Here is a 17,391-nt window from a genome sequence, read left to right as displayed (position 1 = left end):
GGCGGTCAGGCGCCCTGCGCGGCCGCTGCCTGCTCCTTCTCGATGACGGTCTTGATGCGGCCGAGGGTCTCGGCCAGGTCGCCGGCGACCTTGTCGCCCCACTCGGCGAAGAACTGCTGCTTCCGGTCGTCGTCCATCTCGGCGGTGATGCCGCGGATGCCCTCGGTGGGGCTGCCCATCCGGAAGTGGTGCACCAGGAGGCTGCCCTCGCCGTCGGCCTCGATGGTGAAGCCCCAGACGCTGTCCTGCTTCTCGCCCTTGCTGTTGTGCATGGCCCACTGGAACGTCCGGCCGGCCTCGGCCGCGACGACCTCGGCGTACGTCGTCCACTTGCCGCGCACCACCGGCGCCCAGGCGACGACCTCCTCGCTGCGCTCGTTCTCGCCGCGGAAGACCGAGCCGACCGCGCCGGGCTCGCCGGTGGTCCACTCCCCGCCGAGGCACTCGGGGCTCCACTCGCCGCTGCGGGCGAGGTCGCTCACGACCGCGTACACCTGGGCCGGGGTGGCCGAGACGCGGATCTGGGCCCGGGACCGGAAGAGGGGGGTCTGGGTGCCGCTCATAGCGGGTGTCCTCCTGGTGAGAAGCAACGTCGGAAATCTGAACTTCCGCTTCTGCCGCCTTGCTTGGCTGCTCAGCTAGATGAACCATACAGTTCAGTTCAACTGAACGCAACGGTTCAGTTCAGTTGGGATCTAGACTGGTGCGAGCCGAGGAAGTTGGGGACGAACGACATGACCGCACGGACCAGCACTGCAGAAGCCACCACCGGCCCCTCCGGGGCCCGTGCCGCGCGCAAACGGCAGGCCATCCTGGCCGCGGCCCGCACGGTCTTCCTGCGCGAGGGGTTCGGGGCCGGAGTCGACCAGCTCGCCGCCGAGGCGGGCGTCTCCAAGGTCACCGTCTACAACCACTTCGGCAGCAAGGAGAACCTGTTCAACGCCGTCATCGGGCAGACCCTCGACGAGGCCCTCGAAGTCGCCCAGTCGGTCATCCAGGCCAAGCTCGCCGAGTCCGACGACGTCCGCGCCGACCTGCTCGAGGCCTGCCGGATCTGGGTCGCCGGCCTCACCACCCCCGACGTGCTGGCCCTGCGCAACGTGATCGCGGGGGAGCGCCACCGCTTCCCCGAACTCGGCCGGACCTGGCAGGAGGAGGGCCCCGGCCGCCAGCACGCCGCCCTGGCCTCCGCCCTGGGCCGGCTGGACCAGCGCGGGCTGCTGCGCATCCCGGACATGGAGCTGGCCGTGCTCCAGCTGTCGGGGCTGGTGCTGTCCCCGCACCTGGTCTACGGCGTCTACGGCACGACGCTGGACGAGGACCTCGCCGAGCGGCTGCTCCAGGGCGGCGTGGACATGTTCCTCAACCAGTACGGGGTGAACCCGTAGAACGCCCGGGCTGCGGGTGAATGGCCGTCAATTTCCTGTGTCAAAGCCAAACTTCACAGTGAAAGCCGCTTGCCCCGGCAAGGTGGGGCGTGCCTATGGTCGTCCCCCGTTGACGGATCGTCACCCGAATCCCAGGGGGATCACACCGCATGGAGAACACGCCGCCTTACGGGCAGACGGACAGCGCGTTACCGGCTGCGCCGATCGCACCGCCCAGTAAGCCGCCCGGCGCCCCGCCGAGTGCCCCGCCTCCTCCCCCCTCGCCGCCGCGAGTCGTCGCCGGCGGCGGGATCGAGCTCCGGATCAGCAAGCGGATCCTGTGGGTGGGCGGGGCCGCGTACCCGCTGGACAACATCGCGCGGGTCTACACCTTCACGCTGCACCCGCGGCGCAAGGACGCGACCGTCCACTTCCTGAAGAACCTCGGCATCATCCTCTCCGTGGCCTTCACCCTGACGATCCTCGGCGGTCTGACGTCCCTCGCCAACAGGGAGGCATCGGCAACGATCCTCCAGTTCGTCTGGCTCGGCACCGCTGCCGCGCTGATCTACTGCATCGTCCAGCTGATCAGCGTGCTGGCGGCCTCGTCGTTCTACGTGCTGGCCGTCGAGACCTCCGGGCCGTCCATCGCCGTGGTCACCAGCAAGGACCACAACCACCTGCACCGGCTCGTCGGCCAGATCACGCACGCGATCGACAACCCCGACACCGAGCTCCACGGGGTGCGGGTGGACACCATCTCGATCACCTCGAAGAACTACCACTTCGGGGACAACGTGAACATGTACGGCGGCACCGGCAACGTGGGGATCGGGACTCGATGAGCGGCGACAGCTACCACTTCGGCGACAACGTCACCATGAACGGCGGCACCGGCAACACCGGCATCGTGAAGAACTACGGGGCGGCGGACGGCCCGTCGGACCTGCCCCCGGATCTCCGGGCGGCCATCCAGGACCTCCTCGACCGGGTCGACGCGCTGCGCGGGCAGCTCCCGCCCGCCAGTACGCAGGTACTGGACGCGTCCCTGCCCGATGCCACCGGCGGTGCGGAGGTACCGGCGCAGGTCCGGCAGAGCGCGCTGATGTCCATCGCCGGCATCGCCGCCGTCGTCGGCCCGCTCGGCCAGCCGATCGTGGACGCCGTCACCAAGATCCTCGAACTGCTCGCCGGCGGCTGACGCCGCGGACCGACGGCCGTCCTGAGGGGGCCGTGAATCGGGGGCACTTGCCCGATCTCGGCTTGGCCGCTGGCCGTGAGGGGCGGGTGGCGCCGCCTTCGACCTGGCCGCCTTCCCCGAAGTGGTCCGCGTCGTCGACGCGCTGGCCGACGTCCGTGCCGTCCTGGCCGGTCTCGGTATCGCCGACGAGGACTTCACGAGGGGAGCTGTGCACGGACGCGGTGGCGGCCGTTCGCGGCCCTCGGTCTGACACCCGCCCGAGGTGCGACCTGCCCCTGACGCCGGGTTCGCACCCCGGAGAGGGCGTCTCTCCGTCGCCGACCGTGAACGGGGGAGGCGCCCCGTCGGCCGTCCCCGGGGGCGCGGGGGCGGCCGGCGGGGCGCCTTCGGGGCGCTCCGACCGGTGCCGTCAGTCCTCGTATCGGCCGAGGCGGTCCGCGGCGTAGTCGTCGAAGGCCTGCTCGATCTCCTCGGGGGAGGTCATCACGAACGGGCCGCCGCGGTAGACCGGTTCGCCGATCGGCTCGCCGCTGAGGAAGAGGAAGTCGGCCCCGATCGGCCCGCCTTCGATGCGGACGGTGTCGCCCTCGTTCGCGAGGACGGCCAGCTCGCCGTCGGTGACGTCCGCCTCGGCGACGCGGCCGCTGCCGGACAGGACGTACACGGCCGCGTTGCGGCCCTGCGGCGCGGGCAGTTCCGCGTTCTCGCCCGGGGCGAGGGAGGCGTGCACGACGGTCACCGGGACCTGCGTCTCGAACGGGCCGGTCACGCCGAGGGCCGTGCCCGCGATCACCTTGAACCAGGACCCGTCGAGCCTCCGGACCACCGGGATCTGCTCCGCGGTGCGGTTCTGCGTGCGCGGGCGGAGCCCCTTGAGGGAGGCCGGCAGGTTCACCCAGATCTGCAGGTTGTGCTGGAGGCCGCCGGCCGCGCGGAAGGCGTCGGTCGGCTGCGCGGAGTGCACCACGCCCGCGCCCGCGGTCAGCCACTGCACGCCGCCCGGCGGCACCACGCCGTGGTTTCCGGTGGAGTCGGCGTACTCGATGTCGCCCTCCAGGACGTAGGCGATGGTCTCGAAGCCGCGGTGCGGGTGGTCGGGGGCGCCCTTGGGCTCGCCCGGGCCGAGGTCCACCGGCCCGACCTGGTCGAGCATCAGGAACGGGTCGAGCTGCGGGATCTGCGGCGTCGGGAAGGGCCGGCGGACCGGGAATCCCTCGCCCTCCAGGGTGTGTACGGGCTGCAGGACGTCGGCCACCGAGCGGGTCGCGGCGGTGGTGGCGGCAGCGGTGCCGAGGGCAGAACCCAGCATGGTCATGATGCCTTCTCTCGTCGTTCGGGGGTCGTCGCCTTCCAATGCAGTGAACTATACAGTTCAGTTCAGTTCAGCGCTAGTTCGAGTTCTTCGACCGGGCGCCCCGGCCCTAACTGACAGATACCGCCGGCCGCGATTGTCGGTGCCCCGCGTGCGCGGACAGACTCCTTCCCATCGCACCAACGCACACCTCGTCATCGCAGGGGCATGCCGCCACCGGCATTCGCTGCGCATGCCACCTTTGTGGAAGGACAGTTCATGCCCGAGCTCAAGATCCTCGCCATCTCCGGCAGCCTGCGCAGCGGCTCGTTCAACAGTGCCCTCGTCCGCGCCGCGCAGAAGCACGCCCCCGGCGACCTGAACATCGAGATCTACGAGGGCCTGCGCGACATCCCGCCCTACGACACCGACCAGGACATCGACCCCGCCCCGGCCGCCGTGGCCGACCTGCGCCGCCGCATCATCGAGGCCGACGGCCTCTTCATCGCCACCCCCGAGTACAACTACGGGATCCCCGGCGTCCTGAAGAACGCCCTGGACTGGGCGAGCCGCCCGGCCCTCGCCTCCTCCCTCACCGGCAAGCCGATCGCGATCGCCGGCGCCGCGCCGACCAACTTCGGCACCGTCCGCGCGCAGCTGGCCCTGCGCCAGATGTTCCTGTGGACGGACTCCAAGGTCGTCGGCAAGCCCGAGCTCCAGATCTTCCGTGCCAACGAGCGCTTCGACGAGGCCGGCAACCTGACGGACGAGACCGCCATCGAGATCCTCAAGCAGCTGCTCGACACCCTCGGCACCAAGATCCGCGAGACCCGCGCCCTGGCCAACGGCACGGTCTGACCCGACCTCCACCCGACCCGACACCCCCCCCACACCCCACACCCCACACCCCCCACGCTCCACCCGTCGACCGGAGTCGCCGGCTCCTGCTCGTCTCCCCCTCTCCGAAGGGCCGTCCACCCCCGTGGCGGCCCTTCGGCATGTCCCGTTCCGCCCCCGTTCCGCCCCGGTTCCGGCGCGGTTCCGCCCCGGCTCCGCTCTGGCCCGCGCGAAGTTGACGAAGCCTGTACGGAGCGGTGCGCCGTCCCCGCGCCCCCTTGCGAGGATCGGCCCATGCGTGCAGCCTTCATCGAAGAACTGGGCCCCGCCGAGAACATCCGCTACGGCGACATGGCCCTTCCGGCCCCCGGCCCCACGGACGTCCTCGTCGAGGTCGAGGCCGTGTCCGTCAACCCGGTCGACACCTTCGTGCGGTCCGGGCTCTTCCGCACCCCCGTCGAGTTCCCGTTCGCCGTCAGCCGCGACCTCGTCGGCACCGTCGTCTCCGCCGGCGCCGGCGCCCCCGGGTTCGCCGTCGGCGACCGCGTCTGGTGCAACAGCCTCGGCCACGGCGGCCGCCAGGGCGCCGCCGCCGAGCAGGCCGTCGTCCCCGTCGACCGGCTCTACCACCTGCCGCCCGGCGTGGACGCGGCCGAGGCCGTCGCCGTCGTGCACCCCGCCGGCACCGCCTACCTCGCCCTGTTCACCCACGGCCGGGTCCGCCCCGGCGAGACCGTCCTCGTCGCCGGCGCCGCCGGGAACGTCGGCAGCGCCCTGGTCACCATGGCCGTCGAGGCCGGCGCCCGGGTCATCGCCACCGCCGCCGCCCGCGACGCCGAGTACTGCCGCTCCCTCGGCGCGGCCGAGGTCCTCGACTACAAGGACGCCGTGCCCGCGCTCGCGGCCCGGATCCTCGAGGCCGCCCCGCAGGGCATCGACGTGCACATCGACACCTCCGGCACGAACGACTTCACCACCGCCGTGGAGGTCCTGGCCCACCGCGGCCGGATCGTCCTCCTCGCCGGCGCCCGCTCCCGGCCCGTGCTGCCCGCCGGTCCGCTCTACATGAAGGACGGCGCGGTCGTCGGCTTCGTCATCTCGCACGCCACCACCGCCGAACTCGCCGAGGCGGCCGTCGCGATCAACCGGCTGATGGCGGACGGCCGGCTGCGCGCCCGCGCCATCGAACGGGCCCCGCTGTCCGACGCCGCGCGGACCCACCGGCGCATCGAGGCCGGCGAACTCCACGGCAGCCGCGTCGTCCTGCTGCCCAAGGAATCGTGAGCACCGCCCGCTACGGCCCGTACGGCGCCGGGCGCCGCCCGGAGCACGATCCGCCGGCCTGAACACCCCGCGGCGCAAGACCTCCCGTACTCCGCCCGAAGGCCTCCCGGGCGCCCGGCACCGGGCGGCCGGGGGCGCGCAGCCCGCACGCACCGCGCGCCCCCGCCGACCTGACGGACTGGCAGACACGCCCCGCGGCCGCCTGTCAGCGGCTGCCAGACTCCCCGCATGGACGTTTTCCCGGAGACCTCGGCCGAACCGCGGAACGCCTGGGTCAGCTTCGCCCTCCTCGGCGCCGTACAGCTGCTGCTCAACGCCTCGGTGTCGGTGACCTTCGCCGCCGGTCCGGCCATGCAGCGCGAACTCGGCCTCAGCCGCATCGACCTCATCCTCGACAGCGCCGCGTACGGGATCTCCTTCAGCGGACTCCTGCTGCTCGGCGGCCGCCTCACCGACCGGGTCGGCCGGCGCCGCCTCTTCTCCTGGGGAACCGCCCTCTTCGCCGTGGCCTCGCTGGCCGCGGCCCTGGCCCCCGTCTCCCACGCCGTGCTCGCCGCCCGCTTCCTCCAGGGCTGCGGTGCGGCCCTCGCGGCCCCGGCGGCCATGTCCCTGCTGGGGGTCGTCTTCCCCGAGGGCCGGGCCCGGGGCGTCGCCCTCGCCCGCTGGGGGCTGCTGGCCAGCCTCGGCGCCGCCGTCGGCATCGTGCTCAGCGGGGCGCTGTCGACCTGGGTGAACTGGCGGTGGAGCTTCGGGGCCCTCGCCGCCGTGGCCGTCGCCGCCCTGGCCTGCACCCGCCGCGCCCTGCCGACCGGTCCCGCGCCCGTACGCGTCCCCGTCGACCTGGTGGGCGCCGTGCTCGGCACCCTCGCCCTCTCCACCCTCGGCTACGGCTTCGTGATGGTCGGCCCGCACGGCTGGACCGCCGCCGCCGTCCTCGGCCCGCTGGCCCTCGGCGCCGTACTGCTCGCCGCCTTCGCCGCCGCCCAGCGGCGGGTGCCCGCGCCGCTGCTGCCGCTCGGCTTCCTCGCCTCCCGGTACCGGGCCACCGCCCTGGTGTGCGCGCTGCTCGGTCCCGCGATCGGGGCGGGCACCGCCTTCCTGCTCGCCCTCTGGTTCCAGCAGGTGCGCGGCTACTCGGCGCTGGAGAACGCCCTGGCCTTCGTCCCGTACAGCGCGGTGCTGCTCGGCGTCGGCTTCGTCGCCGGGCGGATCGTCGCCCGCCACGGGGTGCGCGCGGTCGCCGTGGGCGGGCTCGCCGTGATCGCCGCCGGGCTGTTCCTCATCGGCGCCGTGGGGCTGCGCACCGACTCGGCGGTGCCGGTGCTGGCGGGCCTGGTCGTCCTGTCGGCCGGGATCGGCACGCTGATGTCCGCGGCCGTCGTGGGCGCGGTCGCCGGCGTCCCGGAGAGGCAGTCCGCCCTCGCCGGGGCGGTGGTCAACACGGCGATCCTGGCCGGGCCGACCATCAGCCTCGCCCTGATCAGCTCCGCCGCCGACGCCCGTACGGCCACGCTGCTCGCCGCAGGCGATCCGCACGCGGCCACGGGCGGGTACGCCTTCGCCTTCGAGGCAACCTGCGCCGTGTTCGTGCTGGCCATCGCCCTGGCCGGGTACGGGCTCTCCCCCAACCGCCGGGCCCGCACCGCCGGGCCGACCGCCCCGACCGCCGGGCCGGCCCCCGAGCCGACCGCCGGGCGCGCCGTCGACCGGCAGCCGCAGCACTCCTCCACCCCGGCCTGACCAAGGGGGGCAGGCCGGGGTGGGGGGCTCACGGGAGCCCGGCACCCCGTACGCCGGTACGACCCCCGTGCGACCGAGCGACCGCCCGGACCCCCTTGACGCCCCGCCGTGCCAGGTGGACGCTCCCGCGGTCCCGATCCACACGGTTGCAGCTGGGGGGCCGCCATGCCGGAGCAGTCAGTCGAGTCCGTACAGACGGCGGGGGAGCTGCGCGCGCAGCTCGCGGAGCACGGCGCGCGCTGGACGGTCATGGAGCACCTCGCCGACGACGAGGCCGTGCCGCGCCCCGCGCTCGGCCTGGAGCCCGGGGCCAACCTGACCTCCGCCGCGGAGGCCGGGACCGTCGACCTGCGCGCCCTCCTCGGCCGCCCCAGCGGCAATCCGCACCTGACCCGCCGCCGCGCCGCCCACGGCCTGCTGCCCGGCACGCCCGCCGCCGCGGCCGCCGCAGCGGGCCCGGCCGGGGCCCGGCCCGCCGCCATCGACTGGCGCAGCCGCTGGGGCTGGCCCTGGATCACCAAGGTCAAGGACCAGAACCCGTGCGGCTCCTGCTGGGCGTTCGGCGCCGCCGGCCTGGTGGAGTCGATGGCCCGGATCGAGCACGGCGTCTGGGCGGAGCGCTCCGAGGGCGACGTGCACGACGGGCTGCGCTTCACCTGCGGCCAGGGCTCCAACCCGGAGACCGCCCTCGACTGGATCCGGGCGGGCGGCGGACTCGCCGACCCGGACTGCTGGCCGTACTCCCCGCCCCCGCCGTCCGTGCCCGCCGACCGCCGCGACGCCTGGCGCGCCGAGTACACCCCCAGCTGGGACCGGTCCGGCCGCACCGTCCGGATCGGGGACTACGTCCGCCTCGGCGACGTGGAGCAGCAGAAGGTCTGGCTCGACACCGTCGGCCCGCTCACCGCCTGCTTCGACGTGTACGACGACTTCTTCGGCCTCGGCTCCGGCGTCTACCACCGCACCAGCGACCGTTTCGCGGGCGGCCACTGCGTGCTGATCACCGGCTACGACGACGCCGCCGGCTGCTGGCTGTTCAAGAACTCCTGGGGCACCGGCTACCACGTCGGCGGCCACGGCCGGATCGCCTACGGCGAGGCCGACATCGACCACTGGGCCAAGTGCGGGCTGCGCGGCACCAACGTCGACCCGTGGACCAAGCGCCGCCTGCACTCCGGGAACGTCTACGAGAGCGGCAACGGCCGCGCCCACCGCAACTTCGAGATGCTCGCCACGACCACCGGCGGCCGCCTCCAGCACTGGTGGCGCGAGGGCGACGCCCCCTTCCCGTGGGCCCGGGCCGCCGTCTTCGCCGGCGACGCCTCCGGCCAGCCCGCCTTCACCGGCACCACCTACAACCGCAACATGGAATCGGTGCACGTGACCACCGGCGGCCGGCTCCGCCACTGGTACTACGAGCAGTCCGCCGGCACCTGGCGCGACGGCGGCGCCTTCGGCCCGGGCGACGCGGCCGTCGGCTCCACGCCCGCGTTCATCCAGAGCGACTACGGCAAACCGGGCAACTTCGAGGTGGTCGTGCGCACCGCCGACGGCCGGCTGAACCACTGGTGGCGGATCAACGGCGCGCCCTGGACCTGGAACGACGGCGGCCGCTTCGCCTCCGGCATCGCCCACTTCGGGCCCGCCCTGGTCCAGACCCGCAGCCGCCACCTCGACCTCGTCGCCACCCGTACGGACGGCCGGATGCAGCTGTGGTGGCGCGACGATCCGAACGGCTTCGTCTGGCGCCCCGGGGAGGTCTTCGGCAGCGCGGTCACCTCCGCGCCCTGCCTGATCGAGGCGCAGTACGGGGCCGCCGACGAGGACACCGCCGGGAACTACGAGCTGTGCGCGGCCGTTGCCGGCGGGCGCGTGGAGCACTGGTGGCGGGGCAACGCGGCCGGTGCGGCCTGGCGGCGCAGCGCCGTGTTCGGGCACGACGTCCTCGCCGTCACCGGGATGCTCCAGGGCAGCTTCGGGTTCAATCTGGAGGTCGTCGTCCTGCGCACCGACCGGCGGCTCCAGCACTACTGGAGGGACGGCGCGGGCTGGCACGAGGGGCCCGTGATCGGCCCCGCCTGAGCCGGACAGCCGGGAGGGAGGCGGTCGCGGTGGAGGTGCGCAGGCTGGCCCTGGGTGCGGGCGAGTCGTACGAGGTGCGGCTCGCCGGGCGCGGTGCCCGCGGCTACGTGTGGACCTGGCAGGTCACGGGCGATGCGGACGCGGTCGCGGTGGACGCGGCCCCGAGCCCGGCAGCGGCGGTGCCGCCGGGCGCCGCCGTGGAGCGGGTGTACACCGTGCGGGGGACCCGTGCGGGCGGGCGGGCCCGGATCCGCTTCGCGCAGATCCGCCCGCCCTACCCGCAGGAGGCCCCGTACGACGAGCTCGTCCTGGAGGTGGAGGTCACCGCCGGACGGCCCGGCGGGGCCTGAGCGCCCAGTGCTGTACGGACTCCAGCGGGCCGCGTTCGAAGCGGCGCAGCCACAGCCAGGACCCGGCGGCCAGGGCCGACGACACGGCCGCCCACAGGCCCATCACCCACCAGGGGCCGGTCCCGGCGAACCGGTCGGTGAGGCCCAGGCCGATCCCGTAGCAGAGCAGCATGCACAGCAGGTTCTGGCCGACGTAGGCGGACAGGGCGGTGCGTCCGATGTTCCCGAGGGCGGCGGCCCCGGGGAGCAGGCGGCGGTCCAGGGTCCAGCCGATCAGGCCGATGTAGCCGACGGCGACCAGCGGGGCGATCACGTAGCGGCCGAGCACGAAGAATTCGGATCCGCCGAGCGCGGCCGCGGTGCCGAGCGGCAGGCCGAGGCCCAGGCCCCAGCCGGCCATCCGGGCCCGGATGCGGCGCCCGGTGTCGGTCGGGGCGAAGGCGCCGGCCCGGTGGAGGCGTACGCCGAGCAGGAAGAGGAAGACCAGCAGGCCGAAGGAGAAGACGGGCTCGATGCGCAGGGCGAGGGCGTTGTCGAGGCGGAAGCGGATCTGGTCGGGCCAGCTGCCGCCGGCGTAGAGGCGGACGGCGTCCGGGTCCGGGGCCCCGGGCCCGGTGTCGGGCTCGGCCAGGCCGCCGAGGGTCACGAGGCCGACGAGGGCCAGGTGCACGGTGGCGGCCGTCCACAGGGCCGCGCGCCGCACCCGCTCGGAGCGGGCCAGCAGCCAGGCGACGAGCAGGGCGGTGACCGCGTACCCCATCAGCACGTCCCAGGCGAAGACCAGGACGAAGTGGACGGTCCCCTCGAGGAAGAGGAACGCCGCCCGGCGGGGGTAGCGGCCGGGCCAGGGCTGTCCGCGGCGGGCGGCGGAGTCGTACTGGATGGCCAGCCCCACCCCGAACAGGATGGTCAGCAGGGACAGGAACTTGCCGTCGGCGAGGAAGCGGAAGACGAACTCGGCGATCGGGGCCGGGCCCGGGTCGGCGATCGGGTCGGGCAGGTCCAGGCTTCCCCGGAGCACGCTCCACTCGGAGCCGGGCGAGGTGAAGATCCAGACGTTGGTCATGAGCGTGCCGAGGATGGCGGCGCCGCGCAGGACGTCGAGGAGCGGGAGCCGGGCCCCGGCCGCGGACACGGTCCCGGCCGCGGTTGCGGTTGCGGTCGAGAATGCGGTCGCGGTCGCGGTCGGTGCCCCGGTCGGGGGCTCGGTCCTCCGGGGGCCGGGAGCGTCGGGGCGGGTGCTGTGGGCCATGTCTTCAGCGTCCCGGCGCGTGCGGCCCGTCTCGTCCTGCGGGCGGACGAAGCCGGGGTACATCCTTCGATGCAGCGGACGGCGCCGTCGGTCCGCATCCTGGACGGCACAAGCGGGTGCATCCGTCATGTACCTAACCTGTTGCGCATGGCCGCTCCCGCCCCCGTGCCCGCCCCTGCCGCCGCCGTACCGGGCCACGTGGGCCACGTGGGCCACGTGGGCCACGTGGGCCACGTGGGCCACGTGGGCCACGTGGGCCATGTGGGCCGCGTCGGGGCCCTGGGCCGGGGGACGGGCCGGTGACCGGCCCCGCACCGCAGGAGCCGCCGGGCGGGCGGCGGGCGGCGGCCGTCTGGTCCATCGGCGTCGCCGTCTACTTGGTCGCGGTCACCTTCCGCACCAGCCTGGGGGTGGCCGGCCTGGAGGCCGTGGACCGCTTCCACGTGAACGCCTCCGCCCTCTCGACGTTCTCCCTGCTCCAACTGCTCGTCTACGCGGGCATGCAGATACCCGTCGGCCTGATGGTGGACCGGCTCGGCACGAAGCGGGTGCTGACCCTCGGCGCGGTCCTGTTCACCGCCGGCCAGCTCGGCTTCGCGCTGGCCCCCTCGTACGGCACGGCGCTCGCCGCCCGCGCGCTGCTGGGCTGCGGGGACGCGATGACCTTCATCTCCGTCCTGCGGCTGGGCACCCGCTGGTTCCCGGCCCGGCGCGGGCCGCTGATGGCGCAGCTGGCCGGCCTGGTCGGCATGGCCGGCAACCTGGTCTCCACCCTGGTCCTGGCCCCCGTCCTGCACGGCCTGGGCTGGGTCCCGGCGTTCGCGGGCAGTGCGGCCGCGGGCCTGCTGGTGCTCGTCCCGCTGGTGCTGTTCCTGCGGGACCACCCCGAGGGCTGCGAGCCCCCGTCCCCGTCCCCGTCCCCGTCCCCGGCCCGGCCGGCCGCGGGCGGCGGCGGCTTCGTCCGCCGGCAGATCCGGGACTCCTGGCGCGAGCCCGGCACCCGCCTGGGCCTGTGGGTGCACTTCACCACCCAGTTCCCGGCGATGGTGTTCCTGCTGCTGTGGGGCATGCCCTTCCTGGTCGAGGCGCAGGGACTGCCGCGGGCCACCGCAGCCGGGCTGCTGACCCTGGTGGTCGCCTCGCACATGGCCTTCGGCCTGGCCTACGGCCAGGCCATCGGCCGCCGGCAGGGCGCCCGGGTCCCGCTGGCCCTGGGCACCGTCGGGCTGACGGCCGCGCTGTGGGCCGCGGTCCTGGTCTTTCCGGGGGAGCGGGCCCCGATGTGGCTGCTCGTCACGCTGTGCGTGGTGCTGGGCACCTGCGGGCCGGCCTCGATGATCGGGTTCGACTTCGCCCGGCCCGCCAACCCGCCCGAACGGCAGGGCACCGCCTCCGGCATCACCAACATGGGCGGCTTCCTCGCCTCCATGACCACCCTGCTGACGGTCGGCGTGCTGCTGGACGCCACCGGCGGCGACTACCGGATCGCGTTCTCCTCGGTCTTCGCCGTGGAACTCGTCGGCCTCGCCCAGATCCTGCGCCTGCGCGGCCGCACCCTCGCCCGGGAGCGCGAACGCGAAGCCGAGCGCGAGGCCGGACGCGTACGGGGACGGGACGCCGAGCCCGGCGCCGCCCGCCCGGCCGGAGCCCTCCTCCCGGGCCGGGCCCGTACCACCCCGGGCCGCAGCCCCGACTGAGGCGCCGTCCCGGCGTCGTGGGCGCCCGGCTCGCCCGGCTCGCCTGGCTCGCCCGGTGCGTCCGGTCCGTCGGCGCCGGGGCGGGGCAGACCCCCGTCCTTCCCCGCCCCGCCGCCGGCGGACCGGACGCATCCGGCCGGCGGTGCCGAGCCTACGGCCGACCGGCGGGCCCGGCTGTGCGGGCCGCGCAGACATCGTTGACCTCCTGCGCAAGCGCCTTCCGTACCGCCCGGTGCCGGTACTCGCTGGGGCTTTCCCCGTACGCCTCGCGGAACGAGCGGCTGAAAGCCGAAGGGTCGGTGAAACCCCACCGCGCGGCCGTCGCGTGCACGGGCCGGCCGGCCCGCGCGGGGTCGGCCAGTTCGGCCCGGCACCGCTCCAGCCGGCGCCGCCGGATCCCGGCCGCCGGCGTCTCGCCCCGCTCCCGGAAGAGCTGCTGGAGGCGGCGCAGCGAGATGCCGTGCCGGGCCGCGACCGCAGCCGGGGTCAGCTGCGGATCCCCCAGGTTGTGCTCGACGAAGGCGTCGATCCGCTCCAGCAGCGCCCGGGTGCGGGCCTCGGGCGACAGCGTCTCCTCGGCGCCCAGCATCCCGGCCAGGCAGGCGCCCACCAGGTCGAGGGCCACCACCCCGAGCCGGTTCAGCTCCGCCGGACCGCAGTCCGCGCCGTGCTCCGCCAGCGAGCGCATGTACTGGGCGAGGATCGCCCCCGTTCCGTGGCGGCCGGGGATGCGCTGCGCCAGCAGCCGCTCCACCCGGGCGCCGCGCACCGGCAGCGCATCGCGCGGGAACGCCAGGGTGACGGCCCGGACCAGGCCCCCCTCCGGCGGGACGGCGTCCGAGGTCATGGGCAGCGAGGTGTCCCACAGCACGATGTCCCCGTTGAACGGCCCGGATTCGGCGCGGTTCTGGTTGAGCGTCATGGCGCCGTCGGTCACCAGCCCGATCTGGTACTGCTCGGGGTCGCTGCGCCGCACATGGGCGGCCGTACGCCGGGACTGAAGGGCCGCGAACTCGAACGTCGACACCTGTACGGGGCCGAGGTCGAGGACGGAGGCCTCGGCCCAGAAGCTGTCGGACTGCTCGCTCCTGATCGCCGTCGGCACCAGCTCCTGCGCGATGATGTCCGTGAACCAGTCGAGCCGCTCCTTCTCCGGAACGGCCCCGGCCGACAACCTGGCCCACACTTCTGTGCGTCCCCTCTTCTCCCGATCGATCCGCGCCCCGGAGACGGGGACAAGCTAACGGCCCGCGCCGGCGCTCCCCGTGCACGTACGGGGAGCGCCGGCGGCCCGCGCTAAGGGGTGACGGCGAAGTTCGCCAGGATCGCGGCCGCGAGCTCCGCGTCGCCCTCGGCCTTCACCCGGTCGGCCACCGCGTGCGGCCGGACCCGGCCCGCCGCCAGCCGTACGTACGTCTCCCAGTCCATCGCCAGCGTCACCGCGGGCCCGAGGGAGGGCGTCGAGTCGATCGTCCCGCGCCCCGAACCGTCCACGCGGACCGTCCGCAGGAACTCCACGGGCCCGTGCACGTCGATGACCACGGCCGAGTTCGCGGGCGCCCCGGCCAGCTTGGCGACCACCTTCGGCAGCCCGGCGAGCAGGATGTCCCGCGCCACGAACGCCCCCGGCGAGTCCCAGTTCCCCGGCACGCCGAGCGCCGCCCGCAGGTCCTGCTCGTGGATCCACACGTCGAACGCCCGCAGCCGGAGCGCGAACTCCAGGGTCACCTGGGTGCCGAGCGGCCCGCGCACCATCGTCGACGGGTCCCGCTTCTCGTTGCGCAGCTGCCGCGCACGCCGGATGACCGTGTACTCCAGCTCCGAGGTCATCTCCGGCGCGGTGTGGTGCCGGCGGACGTCAACCTGGACCTCCATGTACCGGGTGAACTCGTCCACCACGTGCCGCAGGTCCCTCGGCAGCGTGTGGATCGGCCGCGGATCCCCGAGCATCTCGGTCTCGATGCCGATGACGTGCGACACCACATCGCGGACCGACCAGCCGGGGCACGGGGTCGCCCGGTTCCACTCGCCCTCCGTCAGGGGGAGGACCAGTTCGGATATCGCCTCGATGGAGTGCGTCCACGCTTCGGCATAGGGCTGGAGGCTGGGATGCGGATGGACGGTCAACGGGACCCCTCGCGTGCTGTTCGGCGGTGCCATGTCTGGAAGCGTGTGGACGGTTTCCCAAACTACGCTGCCGGTGAGCACCCCGGCAGTGCTTTCGTGTGACGATCGTAGGCCGAGCTGACGGCTTGAACACCAGGATGGTGGTACTGTGCGCGCCTCGCTGATCCAAATCGCGGTGTCCGATGGGGAGTCGGTGGCCCGCCGACGGGCCCGGGCAGCCGATCTCGTACGGGAACAGGCCGGTTCGGACCTCGTCGTCCTGCCCGAGCTGTGGACCGTGGGCGCCTTCGCCTACGAGCTGTTCGAGACCGAGGCCGAGCCCCTGGACGGCCCCACCTTCGAGGCCATGTCCAAGGCGGCGAGCGACGCCGGGGTCTGGCTGCACGCCGGCTCGGTCGTCGAGCGCGCCGGCGACGGCTCCCTCTACAACACCGCCCTCGTCATTTCCCCGGCGGGCGAGCTCGCCGCCAGCTACCGCAAGATCCACCGCTTCGGCTTCGACCAGGGCGAGGCCGTGATGATGACCCCCGGCGACTCCCTCACCACCGTGGCCCTGCCGGAGCAGACCCTCGGCGTCGCCACCTGCTACGACCTGCGCTTCCCCGAGCTCTTCCGCGGCCTCGTCGACGCCGGAGCCACCACCATGGTCGTCGTCGCGGGCTGGCCCGCCCGCCGCCGCGAGCACTGGACCCTGCTGAACCGGGCGCGCGCCGTCGAGGACCAGTCGTACGTCCTCGCCTGCAGCCTGGCCGGCACCCACGCCGGGGTCGAGCAGGCCGGGCACAGCCTGGCCGTGGACCCGTGGGGGGAGGTCCTGGCCGAGGCCGGCCCCGGCGAGGAGGTCCTCACCGTCGAGCTGGACCCGGCGAAGGTCGCCGACACCCGCGAGCAGTTCCCGGCCCTGAAGGACCGCATGCTGGGCCTGCATCCCCCGACCCGCTGACCGGCCCACCCGCCCGTACCGGGGAGCCGGGTCTGATGTCACAGGGGGATGCGAGGCTGCCTCCATGGACAAGCAGACGTTCTGGACGCTGATCGAGACGGCCCGTGCGGAGGCCGCCCCGGACCATGTGGCCGCGCGTGCCGCCCGGTTGCTGGCCCTGCGCCCGCCGGCCGAGATAGCCGCGGCCCAGCAGGTGCTGTGGGACCTCCTCTCCGAGTCGTACCGCAGCCCGCTGTGGGCGGCCGCGTACGTGATCAACGGCGGCTGCTCGGACGACGGCTTCGACTACTTCCGCGGCTGGCTGCTGACCCAGGGCGAGGCCGTCTTCGCCGCCGCCCTCGCCGACCCGGACTCCCTCGCCGGCCACCCGGCGGTCCGCGAGGCGGCGGCGGAGGGCCTGGAGCTGTGGGACGAGGCGGCCCTCTCCATCGCCTGGACCGCATACGAGCAGGCCACGGGCACCGAGCTGCCCGCGGACTCGTTCACGATCGGCTACCCGCCCCTGGACCCGTCCTGGGACTTCGACTTCGACGACACGGCCGAGACCGCCGCCCGCCTCCCCCGCCTGAGCGCCCTGTTCGACTAGGCGGCCTCCCCGAGGCCGCTTAGAGCCCGCTGGTGTCGAGCTCCAGGCCGAACGGCTCGGGCAGCCGCACCGGCGTCCCGAAGGAGTGCGGACCGTCGACCTCGGTGTACCCGAGCCGCCCGGGCCCGGAAAACACCGTGACGGTCTTCTCCACCCGGTCGACCAGCAGGTACAGCGGCGCCCCGTACTCGGCGTACCGCTTGCGCTTGACCACCCGGTCGGTCTCGGCATTCGAGTCCGAGGTCACCTCGACGATCAGGAGGGTCTGGTCCGGGAGGAGGGCTTTGGCACCCTTGACCAGGTCTTTCGGGGCGACGGCGAGGTCGGGTACATACCAGTTGGTGGAGCCCGGAAGGTCCAGGTTGCCCGAGCCGGTGACGCAGCCCAGTTCCCTGACCCGTGGCTTGATCTGATCGCGGATCTCTTCGGCTGCGTTCTCATGGTCCCAGCTCGGCGCCACGTTCGAGACGACCCCCTCGATCAGCTCGGCGCGGTCTCCGCACAGATGCTGCAGGGCGTACTTCAGCGCACGCTCGGGATCGATGCCCTCGCTGTAGTCGATGGGCCCGTGTGCGGTGGTCATGCCGGACGCCTCCTTCGCTCCCCGCCGCCAGAGTCGCACGCGCACGCCGGT

18 protein-coding genes are annotated in these 17,391 nt (G+C 73.8%); 12 read left to right on the top strand and 6 right to left on the bottom strand.

Annotation, left to right across the window (positions count from 1 at the left end):
* Positions 1-5: 5 nt before the first annotated feature.
* Complete coding sequence (locus AC068A_RS23685; protein ID WP_478587905.1) at positions 6-563, bottom strand: SRPBCC family protein; 558 nt, start codon at positions 561-563, stop codon at positions 6-8.
* 171 nt (positions 564-734) lie between these two features.
* On the opposite strand from AC068A_RS23685, the gene AC068A_RS23680 reads away from it, so the two are divergent.
* The 3 genes from AC068A_RS23680 to AC068A_RS23670 all read left to right on the top strand — a co-directional run bounded on the left by AC068A_RS23680 (position 735) and on the right by AC068A_RS23670 (position 2,568).
* Complete coding sequence (locus AC068A_RS23680; protein ID WP_478587903.1) at positions 735-1,388, top strand: TetR/AcrR family transcriptional regulator; 654 nt, start codon at positions 735-737, stop codon at positions 1,386-1,388.
* Between the two features lie 149 nt (positions 1,389-1,537).
* Positions 1,538-2,212, top strand: a complete 675-nt coding sequence (locus tag AC068A_RS23675; RefSeq protein WP_478587901.1) for a DUF6232 family protein — start codon at positions 1,538-1,540, stop codon at positions 2,210-2,212.
* On the top strand, positions 2,209-2,568 hold the full coding sequence (locus tag AC068A_RS23670) for a hypothetical protein (protein ID WP_478587899.1): 360 nt from the start codon (positions 2,209-2,211) through the stop codon (positions 2,566-2,568). Before AC068A_RS23675 ends, AC068A_RS23670 begins: the two co-directional genes overlap by 4 nt.
* Positions 2,569-2,977: 409 nt before the next feature.
* Here the strand turns inward: AC068A_RS23670 and AC068A_RS23665 are convergent, their stop codons facing one another.
* Positions 2,978-3,883 carry a pirin family protein gene (locus AC068A_RS23665; protein WP_478587897.1) on the bottom strand — a complete coding sequence of 302 codons (906 nt, stop codon included), beginning with the start codon at positions 3,881-3,883 and terminating at the stop codon, positions 2,978-2,980.
* A 255-nt stretch (positions 3,884-4,138) separates the two neighbouring features.
* Between AC068A_RS23665 and AC068A_RS23660 the strand changes: the two genes are divergently transcribed.
* The 5 genes from AC068A_RS23660 to AC068A_RS23640 all read left to right on the top strand — a co-directional run bounded on the left by AC068A_RS23660 (position 4,139) and on the right by AC068A_RS23640 (position 10,152).
* Entirely contained in the window at positions 4,139-4,717 is a 579-nt protein-coding gene (locus AC068A_RS23660) for an NADPH-dependent FMN reductase (RefSeq protein WP_478587896.1), read from the top strand.
* Positions 4,718-4,990: 273 nt separating this feature from the next.
* Positions 4,991-5,980 carry an NADPH:quinone reductase gene (locus tag AC068A_RS23655; protein ID WP_478587894.1) on the top strand — a complete coding sequence of 330 codons (990 nt, stop codon included), beginning with the start codon at positions 4,991-4,993 and terminating at the stop codon, positions 5,978-5,980.
* 228 nt (positions 5,981-6,208) lie between these two features.
* Positions 6,209-7,720: an MFS transporter gene (locus AC068A_RS23650; protein WP_478587892.1), complete on the top strand. Its 1,512-nt coding sequence runs from the start codon at positions 6,209-6,211 to the stop codon at positions 7,718-7,720.
* A gap of 165 nt (positions 7,721-7,885) precedes the next feature.
* Positions 7,886-9,802 (top strand): C1 family peptidase, encoded by a 1,917-nt coding sequence (locus AC068A_RS23645; protein ID WP_478587891.1) that lies wholly within the window; start codon positions 7,886-7,888, stop codon positions 9,800-9,802.
* A 29-nt stretch (positions 9,803-9,831) separates the two neighbouring features.
* Positions 9,832-10,152, top strand: a complete 321-nt coding sequence (locus tag AC068A_RS23640) for a protease inhibitor I42 family protein (protein ID WP_478587889.1) — start codon at positions 9,832-9,834, stop codon at positions 10,150-10,152.
* On the opposite strand, the gene AC068A_RS23635 is transcribed toward AC068A_RS23640, so the two are convergent.
* Complete coding sequence (locus AC068A_RS23635) at positions 10,124-11,404, bottom strand: DUF418 domain-containing protein (RefSeq protein ID WP_478587887.1); 1,281 nt, start codon at positions 11,402-11,404, stop codon at positions 10,124-10,126. The genes AC068A_RS23640 and AC068A_RS23635 overlap by 29 nt on opposite strands.
* Positions 11,405-11,551: 147 nt before the next feature.
* Here AC068A_RS23635 and AC068A_RS23630 point away from each other — a divergent pair, with 147 nt between their 5' ends.
* Together AC068A_RS23630 and AC068A_RS23625 are read left to right on the top strand one after the other, a co-directional pair.
* Positions 11,552-11,707, top strand: a complete 156-nt coding sequence (locus AC068A_RS23630; protein WP_478587885.1) for a hypothetical protein — start codon at positions 11,552-11,554, stop codon at positions 11,705-11,707.
* Positions 11,704-13,101, top strand: coding sequence for an MFS transporter (locus AC068A_RS23625; RefSeq protein WP_478587883.1), 1,398 nt, complete (start codon positions 11,704-11,706; stop codon positions 13,099-13,101). Before AC068A_RS23630 ends, AC068A_RS23625 begins: the two co-directional genes overlap by 4 nt.
* 151 nt (positions 13,102-13,252) lie before the next feature.
* Here AC068A_RS23625 and AC068A_RS23620 read toward each other — a convergent pair whose 3' ends face one another.
* Positions 13,253-14,287 (bottom strand): helix-turn-helix domain-containing protein, encoded by a 1,035-nt coding sequence (locus AC068A_RS23620; RefSeq protein ID WP_478587881.1) that lies wholly within the window; start codon positions 14,285-14,287, stop codon positions 13,253-13,255.
* A 110-nt stretch (positions 14,288-14,397) separates the two neighbouring features.
* Positions 14,398-15,228, bottom strand: a complete 831-nt coding sequence (locus AC068A_RS23615; protein WP_478587879.1) for a maleylpyruvate isomerase family mycothiol-dependent enzyme — start codon at positions 15,226-15,228, stop codon at positions 14,398-14,400.
* Positions 15,229-15,376: 148 nt separating this feature from the next.
* Between AC068A_RS23615 and AC068A_RS23610 the strand changes: the two genes are divergently transcribed.
* Together AC068A_RS23610 and AC068A_RS23605 are read left to right on the top strand one after the other, a co-directional pair.
* Positions 15,377-16,171, top strand: coding sequence for a carbon-nitrogen family hydrolase (locus AC068A_RS23610; protein ID WP_478587877.1), 795 nt, complete (start codon positions 15,377-15,379; stop codon positions 16,169-16,171).
* 64 nt (positions 16,172-16,235) lie between these two features.
* Entirely contained in the window at positions 16,236-16,757 is a 522-nt protein-coding gene (locus AC068A_RS23605) for a DUF4240 domain-containing protein (protein WP_478587875.1), read from the top strand.
* A gap of 19 nt (positions 16,758-16,776) precedes the next feature.
* Here the strand turns inward: AC068A_RS23605 and AC068A_RS23600 are convergent, their stop codons facing one another.
* Entirely contained in the window at positions 16,777-17,340 is a 564-nt protein-coding gene (locus AC068A_RS23600; protein WP_478587873.1) for a Uma2 family endonuclease, read from the bottom strand.
* Positions 17,341-17,391 lie beyond the last annotated feature (51 nt).

This window comes from Streptomyces sp. NPDC043854 (assembly GCF_056436005.1).
The sequence above is the reverse complement of the archived record's forward strand: the minus strand, read 5'-3'. Positions and strand labels throughout refer to the sequence as shown.

Coding starts and splice junctions, on each gene's coding strand:
- AC068A_RS23670 (WP_478587899.1), top strand. CDS start 2,209: ATGAGCGGCGACAGCTACCACTTCGGCGACAACGTCACCATGAACGGC.
- AC068A_RS23650 (WP_478587892.1), top strand. CDS start 6,209: ATGGACGTTTTCCCGGAGACCTCGGCCGAACCGCGGAACGCCTGGGTC.
- AC068A_RS23635 (WP_478587887.1), bottom strand. CDS start 11,404: ATGGCCCACAGCACCCGCCCCGACGCTCCCGGCCCCCGGAGGACCGAG.
- AC068A_RS23665 (WP_478587897.1), bottom strand. CDS start 3,883: ATGACCATGCTGGGTTCTGCCCTCGGCACCGCTGCCGCCACCACCGCC.
- AC068A_RS23680 (WP_478587903.1), top strand. CDS start 735: ATGACCGCACGGACCAGCACTGCAGAAGCCACCACCGGCCCCTCCGGG.
- AC068A_RS23655 (WP_478587894.1), top strand. CDS start 4,991: ATGCGTGCAGCCTTCATCGAAGAACTGGGCCCCGCCGAGAACATCCGC.
- AC068A_RS23630 (WP_478587885.1), top strand. CDS start 11,552: ATGGCCGCTCCCGCCCCCGTGCCCGCCCCTGCCGCCGCCGTACCGGGC.
- AC068A_RS23645 (WP_478587891.1), top strand. CDS start 7,886: ATGCCGGAGCAGTCAGTCGAGTCCGTACAGACGGCGGGGGAGCTGCGC.
- AC068A_RS23600 (WP_478587873.1), bottom strand. CDS start 17,340: ATGACCACCGCACACGGGCCCATCGACTACAGCGAGGGCATCGATCCC.
- AC068A_RS23605 (WP_478587875.1), top strand. CDS start 16,236: ATGGACAAGCAGACGTTCTGGACGCTGATCGAGACGGCCCGTGCGGAG.
- AC068A_RS23685 (WP_478587905.1), bottom strand. CDS start 563: ATGAGCGGCACCCAGACCCCCCTCTTCCGGTCCCGGGCCCAGATCCGC.
- AC068A_RS23660 (WP_478587896.1), top strand. CDS start 4,139: ATGCCCGAGCTCAAGATCCTCGCCATCTCCGGCAGCCTGCGCAGCGGC.
- AC068A_RS23675 (WP_478587901.1), top strand. CDS start 1,538: ATGGAGAACACGCCGCCTTACGGGCAGACGGACAGCGCGTTACCGGCT.